This is a genomic window from Vallitalea guaymasensis, from assembly GCF_018141425.1.
GTDB classification, from domain to species: Bacteria; Bacillota; Clostridia; order Lachnospirales; family Vallitaleaceae; genus Vallitalea; species Vallitalea guaymasensis.
In genome coordinates, this window is sequence record NZ_CP058561.1 from 5,145,137 (window position 1) to 5,168,142 (window position 23,006).

Annotated in this window: 19 protein-coding genes; 18 read left to right on the forward strand and 1 reads right to left on the reverse strand. The window is 31.0% G+C overall.

What is annotated here, in order from left to right; translation table 11 throughout:
- Positions 1-19 precede the first annotated feature (19 nt).
- The 15 genes from ispG to HYG85_RS22305 all read left to right on the forward strand — a co-directional run bounded on the left by ispG (position 20) and on the right by HYG85_RS22305 (position 17,847).
- Positions 20-1,102 (forward strand): flavodoxin-dependent (E)-4-hydroxy-3-methylbut-2-enyl-diphosphate synthase, encoded by a 1,083-nt coding sequence (ispG, locus tag HYG85_RS22235; RefSeq protein WP_276515015.1) that lies wholly within the window; start codon positions 20-22, stop codon positions 1,100-1,102.
- Between the two features lie 21 nt (positions 1,103-1,123).
- Complete coding sequence (locus HYG85_RS22240; RefSeq protein WP_212691481.1) at positions 1,124-5,446, forward strand: PolC-type DNA polymerase III; 4,323 nt, start codon at positions 1,124-1,126, stop codon at positions 5,444-5,446.
- A 94-nt stretch (positions 5,447-5,540) separates the two neighbouring features.
- A complete protein-coding gene (locus HYG85_RS22245) occupies positions 5,541-7,043 on the forward strand; it encodes a sodium-dependent transporter (protein WP_113675176.1) in 1,503 nt (500 codons plus the stop codon).
- A complete protein-coding gene (locus tag HYG85_RS24850) occupies positions 7,043-7,150 on the forward strand; it encodes a MetS family NSS transporter small subunit (protein WP_113675175.1) in 108 nt (35 codons plus the stop codon). The genes HYG85_RS22245 and HYG85_RS24850 overlap by 1 nt, the downstream gene beginning before the upstream one ends.
- Before the next feature lie 187 nt (positions 7,151-7,337).
- Positions 7,338-7,817: a ribonuclease HI gene (rnhA, locus tag HYG85_RS22255; RefSeq protein WP_212691482.1), complete on the forward strand. Its 480-nt coding sequence runs from the start codon at positions 7,338-7,340 to the stop codon at positions 7,815-7,817.
- Between the two features lie 137 nt (positions 7,818-7,954).
- Positions 7,955-8,800, forward strand: a complete 846-nt coding sequence (locus HYG85_RS22260) for a M23 family metallopeptidase (protein ID WP_212691483.1) — start codon at positions 7,955-7,957, stop codon at positions 8,798-8,800.
- 92 nt (positions 8,801-8,892) lie between these two features.
- Positions 8,893-9,699 (forward strand): GTP pyrophosphokinase, encoded by an 807-nt coding sequence (locus tag HYG85_RS22265; RefSeq protein ID WP_113675172.1) that lies wholly within the window; start codon positions 8,893-8,895, stop codon positions 9,697-9,699.
- A 37-nt stretch (positions 9,700-9,736) separates the two neighbouring features.
- Entirely contained in the window at positions 9,737-10,426 is a 690-nt protein-coding gene (locus tag HYG85_RS22270) for a metallophosphoesterase (protein ID WP_212691484.1), read from the forward strand.
- A gap of 34 nt (positions 10,427-10,460) precedes the next feature.
- Entirely contained in the window at positions 10,461-11,828 is a 1,368-nt protein-coding gene (locus tag HYG85_RS22275; protein WP_212691485.1) for an RsmF rRNA methyltransferase first C-terminal domain-containing protein, read from the forward strand.
- A gap of 107 nt (positions 11,829-11,935) precedes the next feature.
- Positions 11,936-12,607, forward strand: a complete 672-nt coding sequence (locus tag HYG85_RS22280; RefSeq protein ID WP_212691486.1) for an HAD family hydrolase — start codon at positions 11,936-11,938, stop codon at positions 12,605-12,607.
- Positions 12,608-12,655: 48 nt separating this feature from the next.
- Positions 12,656-13,351 (forward strand): response regulator transcription factor, encoded by a 696-nt coding sequence (locus HYG85_RS22285; protein WP_212691487.1) that lies wholly within the window; start codon positions 12,656-12,658, stop codon positions 13,349-13,351.
- On the forward strand, positions 13,341-14,453 hold the full coding sequence (locus tag HYG85_RS22290; protein ID WP_212691488.1) for a sensor histidine kinase: 1,113 nt from the start codon (positions 13,341-13,343) through the stop codon (positions 14,451-14,453). Before HYG85_RS22285 ends, HYG85_RS22290 begins: the two co-directional genes overlap by 11 nt.
- Positions 14,454-14,455: 2 nt before the next feature.
- Complete coding sequence (locus tag HYG85_RS22295; RefSeq protein WP_212691489.1) at positions 14,456-16,372, forward strand: YgiQ family radical SAM protein; 1,917 nt, start codon at positions 14,456-14,458, stop codon at positions 16,370-16,372.
- 17 nt (positions 16,373-16,389) lie between these two features.
- Positions 16,390-17,151 carry an SDR family NAD(P)-dependent oxidoreductase gene (locus HYG85_RS22300; protein ID WP_212691490.1) on the forward strand — a complete coding sequence of 254 codons (762 nt, stop codon included), beginning with the start codon at positions 16,390-16,392 and terminating at the stop codon, positions 17,149-17,151.
- Between the two features lie 96 nt (positions 17,152-17,247).
- Positions 17,248-17,847, forward strand: coding sequence for a thermonuclease family protein (locus tag HYG85_RS22305; protein WP_113675164.1), 600 nt, complete (start codon positions 17,248-17,250; stop codon positions 17,845-17,847).
- A 20-nt stretch (positions 17,848-17,867) separates the two neighbouring features.
- Here HYG85_RS22305 and trhA read toward each other — a convergent pair whose 3' ends face one another.
- Complete coding sequence (gene trhA / locus HYG85_RS22310; RefSeq protein WP_212691491.1) at positions 17,868-18,524, reverse strand: PAQR family membrane homeostasis protein TrhA; 657 nt, start codon at positions 18,522-18,524, stop codon at positions 17,868-17,870.
- 393 nt (positions 18,525-18,917) lie between these two features.
- Between trhA and ptsP the strand changes: the two genes are divergently transcribed.
- The 3 genes from ptsP to HYG85_RS22325 are packed head-to-tail and all read left to right on the forward strand — an operon-like array spanning position 18,918 to position 23,003.
- A complete protein-coding gene (ptsP, locus tag HYG85_RS22315) occupies positions 18,918-20,633 on the forward strand; it encodes a phosphoenolpyruvate--protein phosphotransferase (protein ID WP_212691492.1) in 1,716 nt (571 codons plus the stop codon).
- Between the two features lie 26 nt (positions 20,634-20,659).
- A complete protein-coding gene (locus HYG85_RS22320) occupies positions 20,660-20,929 on the forward strand; it encodes an HPr family phosphocarrier protein (protein WP_212691493.1) in 270 nt (89 codons plus the stop codon).
- Between the two features lie 43 nt (positions 20,930-20,972).
- Positions 20,973-23,003 carry a BglG family transcription antiterminator gene (locus HYG85_RS22325; protein WP_212691494.1) on the forward strand — a complete coding sequence of 677 codons (2,031 nt, stop codon included), beginning with the start codon at positions 20,973-20,975 and terminating at the stop codon, positions 23,001-23,003.
- Positions 23,004-23,006: the final 3 nt, after the last annotated feature.

The following is a 23,006-nucleotide window of genomic DNA, read 5'->3' on the forward strand; positions in this document are numbered from 1 at the left end:
GAGAAAGCCCTTGTGTTTTATGTCTAAAAAAAGGAGGGATATAATGTATAGAGATAATACAAAAGTAGTAAAAATAGGTGATAAGGTCATTGGTGGAGGTAATCCCATACTTATTCAGTCTATGACAAATACCAAGACCCATGATATAGAAGCAACTGTTAAACAAATCCTTACCTTAGAAGAAGAAGGTTGTGATATAATAAGAGTTGCTGTACCAGATATGGAAGCCGCAAAAGCAGTTTATGAGATCAAAAAAAGGATACATATTCCTCTAGTTACAGATATTCATTTTGATTATAAACTAGCTTTGATGTCGATGGACTATGGTGCTGATAAAATAAGAATTAATCCATCTAATATAGGTAATCTAGAAAGAGTCAATAAGGTAGTTGAAAGAGCTAAAGTTGATAATATTCCTATTAGAATTGGAATTAATAGTGGCTCAGTTGAAAAACATATCCTGGATAAATATGGTCATGTAACTGCAGAAGGATTGGTGGAAAGCACTGTTAACAATGTAAAGATAATAGAAGATATGGGATATGATAATATAGTCATATCGTTAAAATCTTCAAATGTGCCTATGGCAATCAAGGCTCATCAACTTGTTGCAGAAGCCGTCAATTATCCTTTGCATGTAGGTATAACAGAAGCTGGTACCATATGGTCTGGTACTATCAAATCAGCAGTTGGACTTAGTGTAATATTAGCTGGTGGAATAGGTGACACAATAAGAGTATCATTAACAGGAGATACTGTAGAAGAAGTCAGAGTAGCTAAAAAAGTCTTAGAAACACTTGACCTGCGCGAGAAAAATCACATAGAAATTGTGTCATGTCCCACATGTGGAAGGACACAGATAGACCTTATTAAATTAGCTAACATGGTTGAGAAAAGATTCGGTAATCTTGAGAAGAAGATAAAAATTGCTGTTATGGGCTGCGTAGTTAATGGTCCTGGTGAAGCAAAAGAGGCAGACCTTGGTATAGCTGGTGGTAAAGGGGTTGGTCTCATCTTTAGAAAAGGTGAAGTTATAAAAAAAGTACCTGAGGATAGATTGATTGATGAACTTGCCATAGAAATTGAAAAGTATACGAAGTAACACGTAAGGAGTTGATTTTATATGAGCAAATGTTTTGTAGAAGTTTTTGACGATATGCATCTTAATGATAGTATAGCTATGTATTTTGATAATGCTTTGGTGAAACGTGTTGTCATTAACACAAAGGTAAAAGAATTGCAGGTCTATGTAGTTTTCAACAACATAGTTCATATAAAATTTATACGCCAAGTTGAAAAACAGATAGAAAATAATTTATGTGCTAACTCTGATTTAACAGTCAGAATCATATGTGAGTATAACGTAAAATATGATTTGAATAAATTATTATTACTGTATGGGGATAGTATTTTATACGAGTTAAAACAGTTCAGTCCTATTTGCTTTGGTATTTTAAGAAAAGCAGATATTGAAGTTGAAGATGATAATGTAATTATTACTCTAAACAATAATACTATAGACTTTTTGAAAGACAAAGAAGTAGATAAAAGAATCGAAGAGATAATTAATGGCAGGTTTAACATTAATACTTCTGTTTCTTTTAAGGTTAACGAAAAAGCTATAGAGAATAATAAAAAATTCGTTAAGAAGAGAGAAGAAAGAGAGAAAGAATTTGTTACTAAAATACTAAGTAATGCTCCTTATCCAAATAGTACTTCAACAAGTGATAAAAAACAGCAAGCATCAAAAAATGTAGAAGACAGTAAAATGATATATGGTAGAAAATTTGGTGGAGAGATTACTCCTATTGAGGAAATAGACAATGAGATTGATGACCTGATTTTTGATGGTATCATAATCAGTGTTGAGAGTAGAGAAATAAAGAATGATAAGTATATAGTAGCATTCGATTTAACTAACGATAAAGATTCAATAACCGCAAAATGTTTTATCAAGAAAGACCAATTTGAAGAGCAAGTAAGTGATAGACTAGTAAAAGGAAAATCAGTAAGAGTAAAAGGCAACTTACAGTTTGATACTTTTTCAAAAGAAATGACTGTTATGGCAAGAGCAATCATGGAAATTAATGATTTTAGAATCAAACGTCTTGACTTAAGTAAAGACAAAAGGGTGGAACTCCATGCTCATACTCAAATGAGCGATATGGATAGTGTGGTAAGTGCAACAGCTTTAGTTAAACAAGCTATTGCATGGGGCCATGATGCTATTGCAATAACGGATCATGGAGTTGTCCAAGCTTTTCCTGAGGCTTTTCATACTGCTAGTGGTAATGATATCAAGATTATATATGGTGTAGAAGCATATTTGGTTGATGACCTGAAATCTATCGTACAAAATTCTAATAAACAAAGTTTAGATGATGAGTATGTAGTATTCGATCTTGAGACTACTGGATTCTATCCTGGGAAAGACAGAATAACTGAAATCGGTGCAATAAAAGTAAAAAACGGGGAGATTATTGATGAATTCAGTACCTTTGTTAATCCAGAGAGGATGATTCCCGAGGAAGTAGTTAAGCTTACAGGCATAACCGATGATATGGTGGCTAAGGCACCTAAATATAAGGAAATTCTACCAAAGTTTATGGACTTTATTGGTAATTCAGTCCTAGTAGCCCATAATGCTGATTTTGACATTAATTTTATTAGGTATTTCTGTAAGGAAATTAATATTAGTGTTGATAATACAGTACTTGACACACTGGAACTTGGACGAGTGCTCCTTCCTGATTTGAATAACTACAAGCTTAATACTATTACCAAAAAATTAAGTATAAAACTTGATAATCATCATAGAGCAGTAGATGATGCAATGGCAACAGCAAAGATTTTTATACAGTTTATCAGTATGCTCAAAAATAAGAATATCTATGACCTAGAAGAATTGGAAACATATTCTCATGAAGCAACTAAAAACGTCAAAAAGTTGAAGTATTATCATGCCATTATATTAGCTAAGAATCTTGTAGGACTTAGAAATCTTTATGAGTTGATTTCTAAATCCCATATAGATTATTTTTTCAGAAAGCCAAGAATTCCTAAGAGTGTTTATCTAGAATATAAAGAAGGGCTATTGATTGGTTCTGCCTGTGAAGCAGGTGAGCTTTACAAAGCTGTTCTTGAGGATAGACCAAAGGAAGAAATTGATAGGCTTGTTAATTTTTATGACTATCTAGAGATTCAACCATTGATGAACAATGAGTTCATGATAAGAAATGGAAGAGTAGATGGTAAAGAAGAACTTATAGAAATCAATAAGAAGATTATTAAACTTGGTGAAGAGCATAATAAATTAGTAGTTGCTACTTGTGATGTTCATTTTCTTGATCCTGGTGACGAAGTCTATAGGCGTATTATTATGGCTGGCCAAGGATTTAAAGATGCTGATGAACAACCGCCACTATATTTTAGGACTACTGAAGAAATGCTAAAGGAATTTGCTTATCTAGGTGAAGAAAAAGCTAGAGAAGTAGTTATTGACAACACTAGAAAAATATCAGATATGATAGAAAAAATTGACCCTGTACCTCCAGATAAATACCCACCGGTCATAGAAGGTTCTGAGGAAGATCTCAGGAATATCTGTGAGACTAAAGCTAAGTCCATATATGGAGACCCATTACCAGAAATTGTTGAAGAACGTCTTGAACGTGAATTGAATTCAATAATATCCAATGGTTTTGCGGTTATGTACATCATAGCCCAAAAATTAGTGTGGAAATCCAACGAGGATGGATATCTAGTTGGTTCTAGGGGTTCAGTTGGTTCATCATTTGCAGCTACTATGGCAGGTATTACTGAAGTAAATCCTTTATCGCCTCATTATGTGTGCCCTGACTGCAAGTACAGTGATTTTGATTCTGAGATAGTTAAGAAGAATGCTGGTAACTCAGGATGTGATTTACCAGATAAAAAATGTCCTAAATGTGGGGCTGATCTAATAAAAGACGGTCATGACATACCCTTTGAAACTTTCTTAGGTTTTAAAGGGAATAAAGAGCCTGATATAGATCTTAACTTTTCAGGAGAATATCAAAGTAAAGCACATGATTATACAGAGGTTATTTTTGGAAAAGGTCATGTTTTTAGAGCTGGAACTATTGGAACTTTGGCTGAAAAAACTGCTTATGGTTTTGTTAAGAAGTATTTTGATGAAAAAGGGGTTAATGTCAGAAATGCTGAAGTTAATAGACTTATAGCAGGTTGTACAGGGGCAAGACGTACAACAGGACAGCATCCGGGTGGAATTATTGTTGTTCCAACTAGTGAGGAAATATACAAATTCACTCCAGTTCAAAGACCAGCTAATGATATGACAACTAAGACGATAACAACTCATTTTGATTATCACTCAATTGACCATAACTTATTAAAATTAGATATATTAGGTCATGATGATCCTACGATGATAAGAATGCTTGAAGATATTACTGGATTGGATGCTCAGAAAATCAGATTGGATGAACCTAAGGTTGCTTCACTATTTACAAGCACTGAAGCTCTTTCTATAAAACCAGAAGATATAGATGGTTGTCCCCTTGGTTCTCTTGGAATACCAGAGTTTGGTACTGACTTTGTTATTCAGATGTTGCTTGATACAAAACCTACAACTTTTTCAGAGTTATGTAAAATATCCGTTCTATCCCATGGAACCGATGTATGGTTGAATAATGCCCAAGAATTAATCAGAGATGGAAAAGCCACAATTGGTGAAGTAATATCATCTCGTGACGATATCATGGTATATCTTATAAATATGGGATTGGATAAGGAATTGTCTTTTACTATAATGGAAAGTGTAAGAAAAGGTAAAGGTCTAAAGCCTGAATGGGAAGAAATTATGACATCTAATGGTGTACCTGATTGGTATATATGGTCATGTAAGCAAATTAAATATATGTTCCCGAAAGCCCATGCTGTTGCATACGTTATGATGGCATATAGAATTGCTTATTTCAAAGTATATTATCCTGAGGCTTATTATGCAACATATTTCAGTATCAGAGCATCAGATTTTGATTATGAATTAATGTGTCATGGAAAAGAGAAAGTAGATACATACATAAAAGATTATAAATCAAGATTTAACGAATTATCCAAAAAAGATAAAGATACCTTGAAGGATATGAAAATTGTCCAGGAGATGTATGCAAGAAAGATTAATTTCGTACCTATTGATTTATATAAGGTTAAATCAAAATTGTTCCAAGTACTGGATGAAGGCATTATGCCATCACTTAGTGCTATACAGGGTCTTGGAGAAAAAGCTGCTGATAATATTGTAAATGCTAGGAAAGATGGTATATTCCTATCCATTGATGAGCTTAGACAAAGGACTAAGATTAGTAAAACAGTTATTGAGATTATGAAACAAAATCATATATTGGATGGTATGCCACAATCCAATCAATTAAGTTTATTTTAATAATCAATATAACTATCTGAATTAAAATAGTATTAGTATAATATATAAAGAATAAATAGATATACTAGTTATATACAGAAAGGGAGATTATAACATGGCAAAAAGAGAGGAATGGGGATCTAGGGTAGGATTTATATTAGCTGCCATAGGTTCAGCAATAGGATTAGGGAATATATGGAGATTTCCTTATACAGTTGCAGAAAATGGAGGAGGAGCATTTCTTATACCTTATTTCATAGCATTGATTACAGCAGGTATACCACTTCTTATTTTAGAATTCGGTTTAGGACATAAGATGAGAACATCTGCTCCAGGTGTGTTTGGTAGATTAAATGCTAAATGGCAAAAATTAGGTTGGTGGCAGACTATGATTGCATTTGCCATTGCAGTTTATTATATGGCTATTATTGCATGGACTTTAAGATATGTATTATTTTCATTCAATCTATCATGGGGTGAAGATACTAAATCATTCTTTTACAGTTTTCTACATTTATCTGATTCACCATTTGATTTAGGAGGATTACATCTTGACTTATTAGTACCATTATTAGCTATATGGGCTGTCAACTTCATAGTATTGGCACTAGGAGTTAAAAAAGGTATAGAAAAAGCTAATAAAGTATTTATGCCAATCTTATTTATTTCAATTGTTATCATCACTATAAGAGGACTTACATTACCAGGTGCATTTGACGGGCTAAATTATTTCTTCAAGCCAGATTTTAGTAAAATACTGGATGGACGTGTATGGGTAGCTGCTTATGGACAGATATTCTATTCATTAAGTATATGTTTCGGTATAATGTTAGCATACTCCAGTTATTTACCTAAGAAATCTGATATTGTCAACAATGCATTCATTACAGCATTTGGAAACTGTTCATTCAGTCTTTTATCAGGAATAGCAGTATTCAGTATTCTTGGAAATATGGCTTTCAATAATGGTCAAGCAGTTGCAGATGTTGCAGATGGTGGAGTTGGACTTGCATTTGTGGTTTTCCCAGCTGCTATAAACGGGTTACCTAATTTTAATCATATATTTGGTGTATTATTCTTTGTTTCATTATTCTTTGCAGGAGTATCATCAAGTATATCAATTATTGAGACAACAATATCTGCTGTTTCAGATAAATTTAATATAAAAAGAATTAAATCATTAGCAATCATTTGTGGTTTTGGTTTCATAATTTCAACTATCTTTGCCACAGGTGCTGGATTATATGTTCTTGATATAGCAGACCATTTCTTGAATAATTATGGTGTGGCTGTAGCAGGTTTGATAGAAACTATTTTAGTAGGTTGGTTCTTCAATCTTAAGAGTATTAGAGAATACGTTAATCCAATATCGGATTTTGCTGTTGGTAATTGGTGGCAAGTGAGTATTAAGGTTATTACACCACTCCTTCTAGGTATTATGACAGTATTCAAGATTATTGAAGATATTCAGAAACCATATGAAGGTTATTCTTTTGCTTCTCTAATGACATATGGAGTTGGAGTTATTATAATGACAGTAGTTGTTGGTTTAATAATATCTTCATTCAAAGGCTCTAGCAGCTTTGAATCATCTTTAAAGAAAAGGAGTGAAAAGTAATGGGTGTTGATTCAATTATTTTTTGCATATTCAGTATATTGTTCTTATGGGGTGGTTTTGGCTTTTGTTTAAGAATTGCTTTAAAGAATAATAAATTTGACAGTTAGAATTTACCAGATTAAACTATTAAAGATATAATGCCTTAAAACCCTCTTATTTTTAGAGGGTTTTTTGAATAATAGAAGACTTTTTCTAACAAGATTATAATTTTATATACACTTTTAGTAAATTATGTTAAAATGAGGTTATAAAAATTAGATAGTATTACATAGAATACTATTTTGGAGGATAATTATGTTAGAAGTTAATATTTATACTGATGGTGCTTGTAGAGGAAATCCAGATGGACCTGGAGGTTATGGAGTTGTTTTAGAATATTTTGATGGGCAAGGAAATAAACACGTTAAAGAATTATCATGTGGTTATAAAAAAACAACAAATAATAGAATGGAATTAATGGGTGTTCTAAGAGGATTGGAAGCACTAAAAAAGCCATGTAAGGTTAATTTATATACAGATTCTCAATATATTGTAAAAGCATTTAACGAAGGTTGGTTGAGTAATTGGATAAAGAATAATTGGAAGAGGGGGAAAAAGAAAGAAGATGTCAAGAATGTAGACCTATGGAAAAAAATATTATCTGCAAAAGATAATCATGATGTTACTTTTAACTGGGTTAAAGGACATGCTTCACACCCTCAAAATGAAAGATGTGACAGTTTAGCTACAAGTGCAGCAGATGGAGCAAACCTAATCGTAGATGAAAGAGAATAGAGTATGTAGTTATTCGTATATAAGGCTGTTTTATAATACATTATTATGATATTATAAAGCAGCTTATTTATCTTAACAGTTATATTTTAACTTTCCCAAATCATATATTATATAAAAACTAGGATTAATTATTGTATATGAAAAATACTATATATAAACTTTTGATCTTTATTTTTATTATCGCTTTTTTTAATTCAATGTTATTAGAAAGATTATATAATAGAGATAATAAGAAAATAGAACATATTAAAATTGAATCCTTGGATGAAGCAGATAAGATAGCTGAATTCAATATAACTGATGAATCCATTAAAGAAATTAAAACTTATTGTGAAGATAACAACATAGATTTCATTAAATTTTTCTCTTCATATATGAAATATAATAATTATGAAGTAGATAGCGTCACTTTTGATTATGATGAAAAATATTATGATAAAGTCCATGATATAAGCGCTGTACAGAAATTATACAGTATGGTTTTATCTGATATAAAATATTTTCCTATACCAGAGAATAAGAGAGAAGATTCAAGAAGTTATTGGTACTGTAATTCATGGAAAGCAGATAGATCATATGGTGGTGAAAGAAAGCATTATGGTACAGATATAATTGACAGTAAAGATGAACGAGGGTATTTTCCCATTGTCAGCATGACTGATGGAGATGTAGAAAAAATCGGTTGGCTGGAATTAGGAGGTTGGAGAGTAGGAATCAGAGCCCCTCATGGAGGATATTTTTATTATGCTCATCTTGATAAATATGAAGAAGGTATAGATGAAGGAAGTAAAGTAAAAGCAGGTGATATTATTGGGTATATGGGCAATAGCGGTTATGGTGAGGAAGGTACCTGTGGAAAATTTGAAGTTCATCTTCACTTAGGGATATCTTTACCTATAAAAAATATTTCTGATGAATTTTGGATAAACCCTTATTGGATACTAAGATATATGGAAGAGAATAAAATAGAGAAAACTTTTTAATTAAGTCTATTTTTTTGTTTACGTATGGTATAATATTAATGATACTGGTTTTTTATGGAGTAAATTTAAATATTTACAAGGAGTGGTGCATCTTGGAAATTCAATTATGGAGGCAGATATTAATTCCATATCAGCAAGCAGTAGAGGAATTAAAAGTTAAATTTGCTAGTATAGTACATGAAAATAGAAGATTAGGACAATATTCACCTATAGAATATGTTACTGGCAGAGTTAAGAAGATATCAAATATACTAGAAAAAGCTAAGAAAAAAAACATACCCCTCAATGAGATAGAGGCTAAGATTGAAGATATAGCAGGTATCAGGATCTTATGTCAATTCGTTGAGGATATTGATAAGGTAGTAGCCATAATAAGAAGCAGAAAAGATATGGAGATCAAAGATGAAATAGATTATATATCAAATACTAAAAAAAGTGGTTATAGAAGCTATCATATGATAGTATATTATGATGTTCATACAGCGCTAGGTGCCAAGAGGATAAAGGCGGAGATTCAGATAAGAACCTTATCTATGAATTTCTGGGCTACCATTGAGCATTCATTGCAGTACAAATATGAGCATAACATTCCAGAAGAGATTCAGAAGAGATTGACTAATGCTGCTGAAGCAGCGTTTAAATTAGACCAAGAAATGTCTATAATAAGAAATGAGATAATAAAAGCACAGAATCTATTCCAGCTCAAGTCTAGTGTTATTGCGGATATATTGAATAATATTCAGAATCTGCATAAAGTATGTGACGATATAAAAGAAGTAGAACATATTCAAGAAGAATTTTATGATCTATGGGATAAAGGTAATTTTGAACAGCTAGATAAATTTAATAAGAGATTGGATATGCTAGCTGCTGGATACAAAGCTCAAAGTCTGATTTGACAGTATTTGTTTGCAGCATTTATGAAAGGATGTTTATATGATTTATGCAATAGGTGATTTGCATTTGAGTTTTAGTAATGATAAGCCTATGAAAGTTTTTGGACAACATTGGGACAAACATTATATTAAAATAAAGAATGATTGGGAAAAAAGAGTGAAAGATGATGATCTTGTTCTAGTTCCCGGTGATATATCTTGGGCAATGAAATTAGAGGAAGCAAGTGAAGACATAAAATTCATATCACAGTTACCAGGCAGGAAAATATTGGTTAAAGGAAATCATGATTATTGGTGGAACTCTCTAAGCAAAGTATCAACAATGTATAAGGAGTTGGATTTCATACAGAATAACAGTATTATATATAATAATATTGCTATTTGTGGAACTAGGGGTTGGATATGCCCTAATGAGACTAAGTTCACCAAGGATGACGAAAAGTTGTACAATAGAGAAGTCAATCGTATGGAGATAGCCCTGAAAAGTATAAGAGAGCAAGTTAATAAAATATATGTGATGTCACACTTTCCTCCAACCAATGACAAATTGGAACCTTCTGATTTCACTAGATTATATAACGAATATAACGTTGATAAAGTCATATATGGTCATTTACATGGAGAAGAAAGTTTTAAAATGGGACTCCAAGGTGTTGTAGATGATATAGAATATATATTGGTATCATGCGATTATTTGGATTTCAAGTTAAAAATAATAGATAGAGAATAATTCCTTATATTTGACATAGAAAGGAGACCTGGATTTGAATTTACCTGATAAATATATAGCAAAAATGAAAGGGTTATTGAAGGATGAATATGAAGAATATATAGAATCATTCAATGAAGAACGCTTGCATGGTTTAAGGGTTAATAACTTAAAAATAGATACAGAGGAATTTGGTAAAATTGCACCTTTTCATCTAGATAAAATTCATTGGATTTCCAATGGATATTATTATGCAAAGGAGGATTTGCCTTCCAAGCATCCATATTATTATGCAGGTCTTTACTACTTGCAAGAGCCTAGTGCCATGACACCAGCAGAACTTTTTGGTATAGAACCCTATGACAAAGTTCTTGACTTATGTGCTGCACCGGGAGGTAAAAGTACAGAATTAGGAGCAAAACTTAAGGGTACAGGCGTCCTCGTATCTAATGATATCAGTGCTTCTAGAGCAAAAAGTTTACTTAAGAATATTGAATTAGCAGGTATCAGTAATAGTATAGTGCTTAGTGAGACTCCAGAAAAATTAAGTAATTATTTTCCTGAGTATTTTGATAAAATCTTAATAGATGCCCCTTGTTCTGGTGAAGGGATGTTTCGTAAAGATAATTCAATGATTAAAAATTGGAGTGAAGAATCTGTTGAATACTATAGTGATATTCAAAATGGTATATTGCCATTTGCAGCTGAAATGTTGAAACCTGGTGGATACATGATGTATTCTACATGTACTTTTTCCCCTAGTGAAAATGAAAAGACAATTAGTAAGTTTTTGGATGAACATGAGGATTTTGAACTAGCTAACTTACCTGATTTTGATGGATTTGATAGAGGAAAGACTGAGTGGTCTTCTAGTGACAAGTACGATTTAAGCAAAACGGTAAGATTATGGCCCCATAAGATTAAAGGTGAAGGTCATTTTGTAGCGCTATTATATAAAAAAGAATCTGAAACAACAAAGATATTCAAAAAATATAAAATGGATACTAGAGAAAAGGAATATTCCGTATTTGTAGATTTTGAAAAAGAATACCTCAATGTTAAGTTTGATAGGAGCAGGCTTCAAGTAATAAATGAAAAACTATATTATATGCCAAAAGAAATTCCTGTACTTAAGGGACTTCGTTTGCTTAGGACAGGACTATATATGGGAGATATAAAAAAGAATAGATTTGAACCATCTCAAGCATTTGCCTGTTCATTGACTAGAGAGCAATTCAAAAACATTGTGAACTTGGATATAATGTACGATAATGTAATAAGGTATCTGAAAGGAGAGACATTGCAGGTAGAAGGAGCTAAAGGATGGAATTTAGTATGCACCCAAAATTATCCTTTGGGATTCGCAAAAAAGGCTAATAATTTACTTAAGAACAAATATTACCCAGGCTGGAGATATATGTAAGATAACTTGGAATTGAAATATTTTGATATAGGAATGTTGTTCACGGTTATGCTATAATTGAATAATATTAGTTTGAAATCAAAATTTTATATAGAAGGGTGATAAATATGCTAAAAAACATAAAAGCTGTGTTATTTGATCTTGACGGGACTTTGGTTGATTCAATGTGGTTCTGGGAATCTATTGATATAGAATATCTTGGAAGATATAATATAGAACTTCCAGATGATTTGCAAGATAAAATAGAAGGTATGAGTTTTACCGAAACTGCTCATTATTTCAAGGAGACATTTGAAATTCCCGAATCTATTGAAGAGATAAAGAAAACTTGGAACGATATGGCATGGGATTATTATATTAATAAAGTAGAGTTAAAAACAGGTATTATTGATTTTCTTGATTACCTATCCCAGAAAGATATTGCAATGGGTATTGGATCAAGCAACTCAAAAGACCTTGTTAATGTTGTTATTGATAAGTATGATATGGCTGATTATTTTACTTCAATACGAACATCATGTGAAGTGGACAGGGGTAAGCCTTTTCCTGATATCTATCTAAAAGTAGCAGAAGATTTGGGTGTAGAACCAGAGGAATGTCTTGTTTTTGAAGACATACCAAAAGGTATTATATCTGGAAAAGAAGCAGGAATGAAAGTATGTACTATCTATGATGACTATTCAAAAAATATGGATGATGAAAAGAAAGATTTGGCTGATTATTATATCAATGATTATAATGAGTTATTATCCTCGTTTAGAGATAAAAAGGATGCATAATAGCATAATACAAGGTTATACAAAAGATTATTAGGATAGGGATTATAAATGGAAGATATTAATGTATTAGTTGTTGAAGATGAAAAGGAAATATCAGAACTGATTAAAAAAAACTTGGAGAATGAAGGATTTAATATATATCAAGCTTATGATGGGCAGATTGGCTTGGATATGGCATTGAGTGTAGATATTCAAATAGTCATATTGGATATTATGCTACCCAATATGGATGGTTTAGAGGTTTGCCGACAGATTAGATTGAAGAAGAATGTGCCCATAATTATGTTAAGTGCTAAATCACAAGATATAGATAAAGTAGTTGGATTAAGCATTGGAGCAGATGATTATTTATGTAAGCCTTTCAATATGATGGAATTAACTGCTAGAATTCGTTCACAACTTAGGAGATACTTGTATCTAAATAATACTAGCATTGACAAAGACAATACTATTATAGTGAATGATCTCTTAATAGACCTTGATAGCCATGTTGTATCAATAGGGGATAATGAAATAAAACTGACACCTACAGAATATGATATATTAGTTCTATTAGCCCATAATAGAGGTAAAGTCTATAGTAGCGAAAAAATATTTGAAAAAATCTGGGATGACAAATATTATGAGGCTAACAATAATGTAATGGTTCATATTAGGAATATAAGAGAAAAGTTGAACGATAATTCCAAGAATCCAAGATATATAAAAACTATATGGGGAGTAGGTTATAAAATTGAAAAATAGACTACTCAAAAGTATTAGATTCAAAGTAGTTATTATCTGTGTGGAAAGTTTTTTGCTGAGTGTAATTACTTTATATATAATGTATAAAATAATTTATAATAATAGATACAAATCTCCAGTACGAAAGCTATATAATACCATAACTAGGTATATTACAATCCAACAAGCAATAATTTTTGCAGGAGTAATATTATTTATAGTATATTTGCTGATTCTAGTTTCTAGGATAATCAAGTATATTGATAAAATATCCTATAATGTAAATGAAATAGCAAAGGGTAATTTTGATGCCAAAATTGAAAAGATAAACAAAGATGAATTAGGACAACTTGCAAATAATATCAATAATATGGCAGATCAGATTGAAACATTGATTAGAGAAGAACAGGAAGCAACGGAGAGTAAAAATTATCTGATAACAGGATTATCTCATGATTTAAAAACCCCATTAACTTCTATTTACGGTTATCTTGAATTGATTAATAATGATAATTATAAAGACGAAGTAGAACTTAGATATTACACAGATATAGCTTTCAAGAAGACCATTCAATTAAAGAACATGATAGAACAGTTGTTTAATTATACTAAGTATAATTCTTCCAGCATTGAAGTTGAAAAAGTTAATATTAATGTAAAAGAATTATTAAAACAATTAGTAGTTGAATACTATCCATTTTTTTTGAAAGAGGATCTAGAGTGCAGATTACATTTTGGAAAAGAGAAATATGAGATTCAAGCAGATAGTAAATTATTATTCCGTGTATTTGAGAATCTAATTTCAAATGCGGTACGTTATAGCGGTGAAAACAGTAAATATATTGATATAAATCTTGAATCAGAAGGTGAAAAGATATATATTCATTTTATTAATTATGATAATATAATACCTGGGTATCAACAGGAATTCATTTTCAATAGATTTTATAAGATTGAACAATCAAGGGCGCATGACTCAGATAGCTCTGGATTAGGTCTTGCCATAGCAAAGACAATAGTAGAATTAAATGATGGCGATATCAGTGTTAGCAGTAAAGAAAATAAGACCATATTTACTGTAACATTCAACAAAATAGATAAAAGCCTAGTAAAGGATAGATAAAAATGACAAAAGATTTTTTACCGATAAGTAAAGCAGATATGGAAAAAAGAGGATGGGAAGAGGTTGATTTCGCATTTATTTGTGGAGATGCATATGTAGATCATCCGTCTTTTGGAGTAGCAATCATAAGCAGATATTTAGAGGCTTACGGTTATAAAGTCGGAATTATTCCTCAACCAAGATGGGATACTACCGAGGATATTACTGTTTTTGGAAGACCTAGATTAGGTTTTTTGGTCTCGGCTGGTAATATTGATTCTATGGTTAATCATTATAGTGTAGCAAAGAAAAGAAGACAAAAGGATGCATATACACCAGGTGGAGTAATTGAGAAAAGACCTGATAGAGCTACAATCGTTTATTCAAATCTGATAAAAAGAGCATATAAAGATGTTCCTATAATATTAGGCGGAATAGAGGCTAGTTTAAGAAGATTAGCTCATTATGATTATTGGAGCAACAAAGTCAAGCGTTCAATACTACTTGATTCACAGGGAGATATTCTATTATATGGAATGGGCGAAAAATCGATCATAGAATTAGCAGAAGCTCTTGATAGTGGTATTGACATCAAAGATATAACTTATATAAAAGGGACAGCATATAAATCAAAAAATCTTGAAGATGCGTATGATTATATTGAATTGCCTTCTTATCAAGAAATTATGAAAGATAAGAAAAAATATGCAGAAAGTTTTATGATTCAATATAATAATACTGATTTCTATAATGGAAAGAGATTGGTTGAACAATATAAAGATAATGAGTATATTATACAGAATCCTCCTTCTACGCCACTGGACCAATCAGAAATGGATAGTATATACGCTTTACCATATATGAGAGATTATCATCCTATATATGAAAAAGATGGAGGAATCCCTGCTATCAAAGAAGTAAAATTCAGTTTAATAAGTAATAGAGGTTGTTTTGGAGGATGTAGCTTTTGTGCCCTTACATTCCATCAAGGAAGAGTAGTACAAACGAGAAGTCATAAGTCAATAATAAGTGAAGCAAAGGATATTATATGGGATAAAGACTTTAAAGGTTATATTCATGATGTAGGTGGTCCAACTGCCAATTTTAGACATGCTGCTTGTGAAAAGCAATTAAAATATGGTGCTTGTAAAGATAAGCAATGTTTGTTTCCAGAGCCATGTAATAATCTAAAAGTAGATCACTCTGATTACTTAACTCTGTTAAGAAAGCTAAGAGAGCTGCCAAAGGTTAAAAAAGTCTTTGTACGTTCAGGTATCAGATTCGATTATTTGATGAAAGATAAAGATGATACTTTTTTCAAGGAGTTAGTTGAACATCATGTATCTGGGCAGTTGAAGGTTGCACCAGAGCATATATCCGATAAAGTATTAGAAAAAATGGGTAAACCTAAGGTTAACGTATACAATAAATTCGTTAAAAAATATAATGACATAAATAAAAAATTAAATAAAAAACAATTTTTAGTTCCATATCTTATGTCAAGTCATCCAGGGTCTGACCTTAACCAAGCAGTTGACCTTGCAATTTATTTAAGAGATCTGGGATATATGCCTGAGCAGGTACAAGATTTTTATCCAACACCTTCTACCTTATCTACATGTATGTATTATACAGAACTTGACCCAAGAACAATGGAAAAAGTATTTGTACCAAAATCTCCTCATGAAAAAGCAATGCAAAGAGCGTTGATACAATATAGGAATCCTAAAAATTATAGATTAGTACATGAGGCGTTGATTATAACAGGCAGAGAAGATTTAATTGGTTATGACAAGGAGTGTCTAATAAGACCAAAAGGAAGTAATATAGGCTATAATAATAAAAATAGTTATGGTAATACTAAGAAGAAATCCAACAAGAATGATAAGATAAAGAAGAAAAGAAAAACAATTAGAAATGTCCATAAAAAGAAAAAATGAAAGTAAGGTGTAATCCAATGAAAAAAATAGCTGTTATAACAGGTGCTTCATCAGGGTTTGGAAGAGAATTTGTTAGACAGATATGTATGTCTAAAGGGTATAAATTCGATGAAATATGGATAATAGCAAGGAGAAAAGAAAGATTAGAGAAGTTAGCAGAAAAATATCATAAACAATCATTCAAGATATTAGAATTGGATCTATCAAAAACAGAGTGCTTAGAGAAATATAGTCAAATATTACAAGAAGAAAATCCTAATGTCAGGTTACTCATCAATAATGCTGGTCTTGGTAAAATTGGTAATTTTGAGGAAATTGATTTGAATGATAATATGAATATGATAGATGTTAATATAAAAGCTCTTACTTATATAACTCAGGAAACATTAAAGTATATGAAAAAATCTTCAAGGATTATTCAAATAGCTTCTTCTGCCGCTTTTTTACCTCAACCTAAGTTTGCGGTCTATGCAGCTACCAAATCTTATGTTCTCAGTTTCTCAAGAGCACTTGAAAGAGAGTTGAAAAGTAGAGGAATATATGTTACTGCAGTATGTCCAGGACCTGTTGAAACAGAATTTTTTAGGGTTGCATCAAATAACGAAAAGCCTAAATCATTTAAAAAGTTTTTCTTTGAACCAGCCCATTTGGTTGTAAGTAAAGCCCTATATGATTCCAGAAAAGGTAATTATATATCTATACAAGGAAAGAGCATGAAGGCTTTGCAAATATTATCTAAAGTTGTACCACATAGCTTGATATTAAAATTCATTAAATAATTATACTGCTTGTCTATATTACTATATCATTAATTGATTATTCTGGTATAATATTTATATATGATATTGACTGTACTATGGAAGTGATAAAAATATATGCGAAAGAAAAAAAAGAAAATTAAATTTAAGGGGATTGTAGCTTCTATTCTTGCACTGGCTTTCCTATTCTTTTTCCAAGTAGACGTTAATGACAAAAACGTCAATATGGCAAAAGATCTATTCCAGACTGTTAAAAGCTTGTTCTATAGCATTACCATTGACACTAATTATGAGGTTGGAGTAGTTAGTAGAGTAGTTGATGGAGATACTGTAGTTATTACAGTTGGTGGAGTAGATAAGAAAGTAAGGCTTGTAGGAGTCAATACTCCTGAATCTGTAGGACGTTATGCAAAAAATCCCCAACCCTATGGAAAAGAAGCAAGCAAGTTTACCAAAGAGAAACTAGATGGAAAACAAGTCTATCTAGAAAAAGATGTCAGTGATACTGATAAATATGGCAGATTATTACGGTACATATGGTTAGAAGAACCAGATAAAAGCAAGCTTGAAGATACAATGTTCAATGCTATATTATTAAAAGAAGGATATGCTAGTGTAATGACGTATCCACCTGATGTGAAATACTCAAAAACCTTTGTGAAGATTGAAGAGAAAGCAAGAAATAATAAAACTGGATTATGGAAATCTAAAAAATAAGCTAGCCCGATTAGGGCTAGCTATAAATTTGTTACCATAATATAATTGTACATCATTATAAAATGACAAACACTTCCACCTAACACAAATAGGTGAAATAATTCGTGAAAACCGAATTTCTTTGAATTGAAATTAGGCCATTTAAGTCCATATATAATACCTCCAATAGTGTATATGATTCCACCTATCAGTAACCACATGAATCCATTAGGAGGTAATGTTTCTTTTATTTGTCCCATGGCAAGAACTGCTGACCATCCCATAATTATATAAATAGCTGCTGAAAACCAGCTTGGTGAATTAATCCAAAATATTTTTAATAGAACACCGGCTACTGCAGTACACCAAACAATAGTAAGTAATGTAAATCCAAAACCATCTCTTAAAGGAACTAGACAAATAGGTGTATATGTTCCTGCAATCAATACAAAAATCATCATATGATCTATTCTTCTAAGAATAACACTTAATGACTTTGGCTTATCAATTATATGGTAAACAGTACTGGCTGTGTACAACAATACTAGGCTCACTCCAAATAGAGAAAAAGATAATGTATGCCATATAGTAGCCACATGACAAGATTTCCATACTAACAAGATGACACCTAGTAGAGAAACAACCGCTCCAATGAAATGTGTTAATGCGCTTATTGGGTCTTTTACTTTTAACTTCATAAAAAATCTTCCTTTCATCATAAAACATTGTAATTATATTAATAATAAGTATTGAGTAATATGTCAAAAATAGAGTATATAGTCTGTGTAATTATCTGTCTCAATAGATAGTTAACTTGGTCGGGTTATGTAGTATTAATAACTACATGTAACGATGTATATATGATAACATATGTATTGGCATAGTTCAAGACCGTTTTTAGTAATTTTTTCATATTAAATATCAGAAATAATTATTATTGTTAATATATCTAGATTGTTATGAAAAAAGGTTGGCATATTATATATAATTTTTTTGCAACTATTGGTGCAATCATTTGCACTTGTATAATTATTATAATGGTTCTATTATTATAATATAAAAATTGTTCAAATTAACGGGAGCGTGATTAAATGTTAAGCGGCATTGGTATATCACCAGGAATAGTATTAGCTAAGGCAAAAGTAAAAAAAGAACATAATATAGAAATCATTAGAGAAAGTATTAAGGATATTAATGCTGAGATAGATAGATTTCATGAAGCCATAGAATGCAGCAAAAAACAAATAAAAGAAGTACGTGATAAAACTTTAGCAGAAATAGGAGAAAAAGAAGCAAGGATATTTGATGCACATGAATTAATACTTGAAGATGTCACTTTCACAGATCAAGTCATTAATAAAATAAAAGATTGCTTAATTAATTCCGAGTCAGCCATAAAAGAAGTATCCAATAATTTTATTGCAATCTTCAATAATATGGATGATGCATATATGAAAGAAAAAGCATCTGATATAAAAGATGTATCCGAGAGAGTAATATACAATCTTCTTGGTATAGAACAATGTGATTTCAATTCCATGACAGAAGAAGTAATAGTTGTATCCAAGGATCTGACACCTTCAGATACAGCAAGTTTCAATAAAGACAAAGTTCTTGGTTTTATAACTGAATTTGGTGGAAAAACATCTCATACTGCTATTTTAGCAAGAACTCTTGAAATACCAGCTGTTACAGGAATAAATGATTTATTACAAAAAATAGAAGATGATGATTTCCTAATAATTGATGGGAATTCTGGACAGGTTATAGTCAATCCAGATAATGAAGTCATTAAAGAATATGAAAAGAAAAAAAGTGAGTATGAAAAACAATTACTAGTATATAAGAAGTATAAAGACAAGAAAACCATATCAAAAGATGGAATCAATGTTGAATTAGTAGCCAATATTGGTATGCCAAGTGATATAAAAGGTGTTTTGAATAATGGTGCAGAGGGTATTGGATTATTTAGAACAGAGTTCTTATTCATGGACAGGGATAGACTTCCAACTGAGGAAGAGCAATTTCAAGCATATAAAGAAGTTGTCCAAAAGATGGGGGATAAACCTGTTGTAATACGTACTATTGATATAGGCGGAGACAAGGAAGTTCCATATCTTTGTTTACCTGCAGAAATGAATCCTTTCCTTGGATATAGAGCTATAAGGATGTGTCTTGATAGACAAGATATGTTTAGAACACAACTAAGAGCATTATTAAGAGCAAGTAATTATGGAAATCTTAAGATAATGTTTCCTATGATATCCAATATAGATGAAATACAAGAAGCAAAAAAAATACTTGAGGAAATAAGAGTAGATTTAAGAAATAATGGAATACTATTTAACGAAAATATAGAAATAGGTATGATGATTGAAATACCTTCAGCAGCTATAATGTCAGATATTTTCGCAAAAGAAGTTGATTTTTTCAGTATAGGCAGTAATGACCTGATTCAATATACAGTTGCTGTTGATAGAGGTAACGATAAGATAGCAAGTCTATACGATGAATTCAACCCAGCTGTTTTAAGGTTAATTAATACAATAATAGAAAATGCTCATAATGAAGGAATATGGGTTGGTATGTGTGGTGAAGCTGCTTCCAATACAGAATTAATACCTATTCTCTTAGCTATGGGATTAGATGAATTCAGTATGAATGCAAGTTCCTTATTACAAGCAAGATACCTAATAAGTCAATTATCTGTAAATGATATAAAACAAGAACTGCCACAGATACTGCAGATGCAAAAAGGTAAACAAATACAAAAATATATTAGTAAAATTACCAATATTAGAAAATAATAAAAAGAGAGATATGGAGGATTATTATGACTAGTGTAACAGTTGAATTATTAAATGAGGCAGGGCTACATGCTAGACCAGCCGACACATTTATTAGAACAGCCCAAAAATTCAAGAGTGATATAAAAATTGTTAAAGATAGTATAAAGGTAGACGGTAAAAGTATTTTAGGCCTATTAACTCTTGGAGCAACCAAAGGTACAATGATTACTATTGAAGCTGAAGGGGAAGATGAAAAGGCTGCAATAGATAAACTAAGAGAATTAGTTGAGAACAAGTTTGGTGAAGATGAATAAGAAGGCAACTTTCAACTAACAAAGGATATACGAGGTATTAGCTATGTATTACTTAAATAAACGTCAAATTGAAATTATTACATATTTAATTAATAAAAATAAATATGTTTCTGTAAAAACAATCGCAGCTAAATTTGATGTTAGTATTAGAACTATAAGGTATGACCTTGAACTAATTGATGACTGGTTAAATGAAAACAAAGCAACTTTAGTAAAAATACCTAATAAAGGCATTGAACTAAAAGTAATAACTGATAAAACGCTTTTACTGGAAAAACTCAAATTCCTATCCATAGAAAATAGGGTATTATCTGAAAGAGAAAGAGTAAGATATATTGTTCTGGAGTTATTGATGTCAGAAAAAGAGCTTACCATAGAAGATATAAGCAGCCGTTTATATCTTAGTAAGAATACTGTTATTAAGATCTTGAAAGATGTTAAGAGATATCTAAAAGACAACAAACTGCAAACAGAAAAAGTTTATGGAAAAGGAATAAGAATCGTTGGTAATGAAGTTGACAAAAGAAGCCTTTTATTAGAATTATTCTCAGAGACACTAAGTATCAATAATATCATACTAACAGTAAAAAACAAATCCAACTATAAAGAATTAATTACTTTATGGGAAAACAATTACAGAATATTAAGCATTAATGAAGTAGAACAAATATTTGATATATTGAAGGATATAGAGGAAACCCATAGTTTTTACTTAACAGATATAGCACTTACCAGATTAGTTTTTTACCTTACAATATCAATTAATCGTATTAAAAATAACCACATAATCAAAAAACAAAGAAAACAAATTAGAGAACTGAGAGAATATAAAATAGCAAATATAATAGCTGATAGATTAAAGAAATATGATGTTGTATTTAATAAAGAAGAAATAGATGAAATAGCAGCTTATATAATAGAATCAAAATCTTATAATACTATAAATGATTTAAAAAGTATGAAATTCACACAAGTCTTCAATAAAGAAATAATTAATTGTACACAGCATATCATAAAATATTTTGAAAAAGAACTAAAAGTAGATTTTCATACTGATACACAATTGGTTAATGGTTTAGCTCTTCATTTGAAATCTGCGTTAAATAGAATCAAGAACAATAAGCAGATTGTTAATAAATACATTGATTCAATAAAAGAAAAATATCCTTTGGTTTTTCAGATTGCAAAAGAAAGTATTGGTTATCTGGAAAAAACTTATGAAATAAAGATTAATGATGAAGAGATTGGTTATATAACCCTTCATATAAGGTCAGCTTATGAAAGGTTATCCAACAAAGGATATTCAGCCTCGGCTCTTGTAATATGCACAGAGGGAGTATCAATACTTAGTATGCTCACTACAAAGCTTAAAAAAGTATTACCAGAACTAAATATCATAGAAACATGTTCAATCTATGACTATGAGAAATATAAGGATGAAATCGATGTTGTAATCACAACCAATGAATTCAAATTAAGTAATGTTGATGTAATCAAAGTAAGTCCTTTCTTGGAGAATGATGAAATATATGATGTAAGAAATTTCATTATAAGATTGAATAAATTCAAACAAATCTATAAGTATAGTATAAGTGACAGGGTATTAGGAGGTAAGATCGTCATGTTAAAAGATGTAATGAATGAAGAAGTCATTGAATTAGGAGTCAGTGTAGACAATTGGGAAGAAGCTATTATGAAAGCTGGAGAACCTCTTGTTAGACAAGGAAATGTAGAACAAGCCTATATTGATAATATGATTCAAGCAGTAAAAGATTTAGGACCATACATTGTAATAATGCCAGGTGTAGCATTTGCACATGCTAGACCAGATGAGAATGTAAAATCTACATGTATGAGTATGATAACTCTAGAAGAACCAGTTAATTTTGGTAGTGAACAAAATGATCCAGTAAGCATTGTATTTGCTTTTGCAGCACCTAATAGTAATGAGCATATGGTTGCATTACAAGATTTAGCTAGATTTCTATCTGTGGAAGAGAATATAGAATTATTGAAGAATGTCAATGATAAACAAACAATACTAGATAAATTACTTGATGAAGAAACAGTATAACAT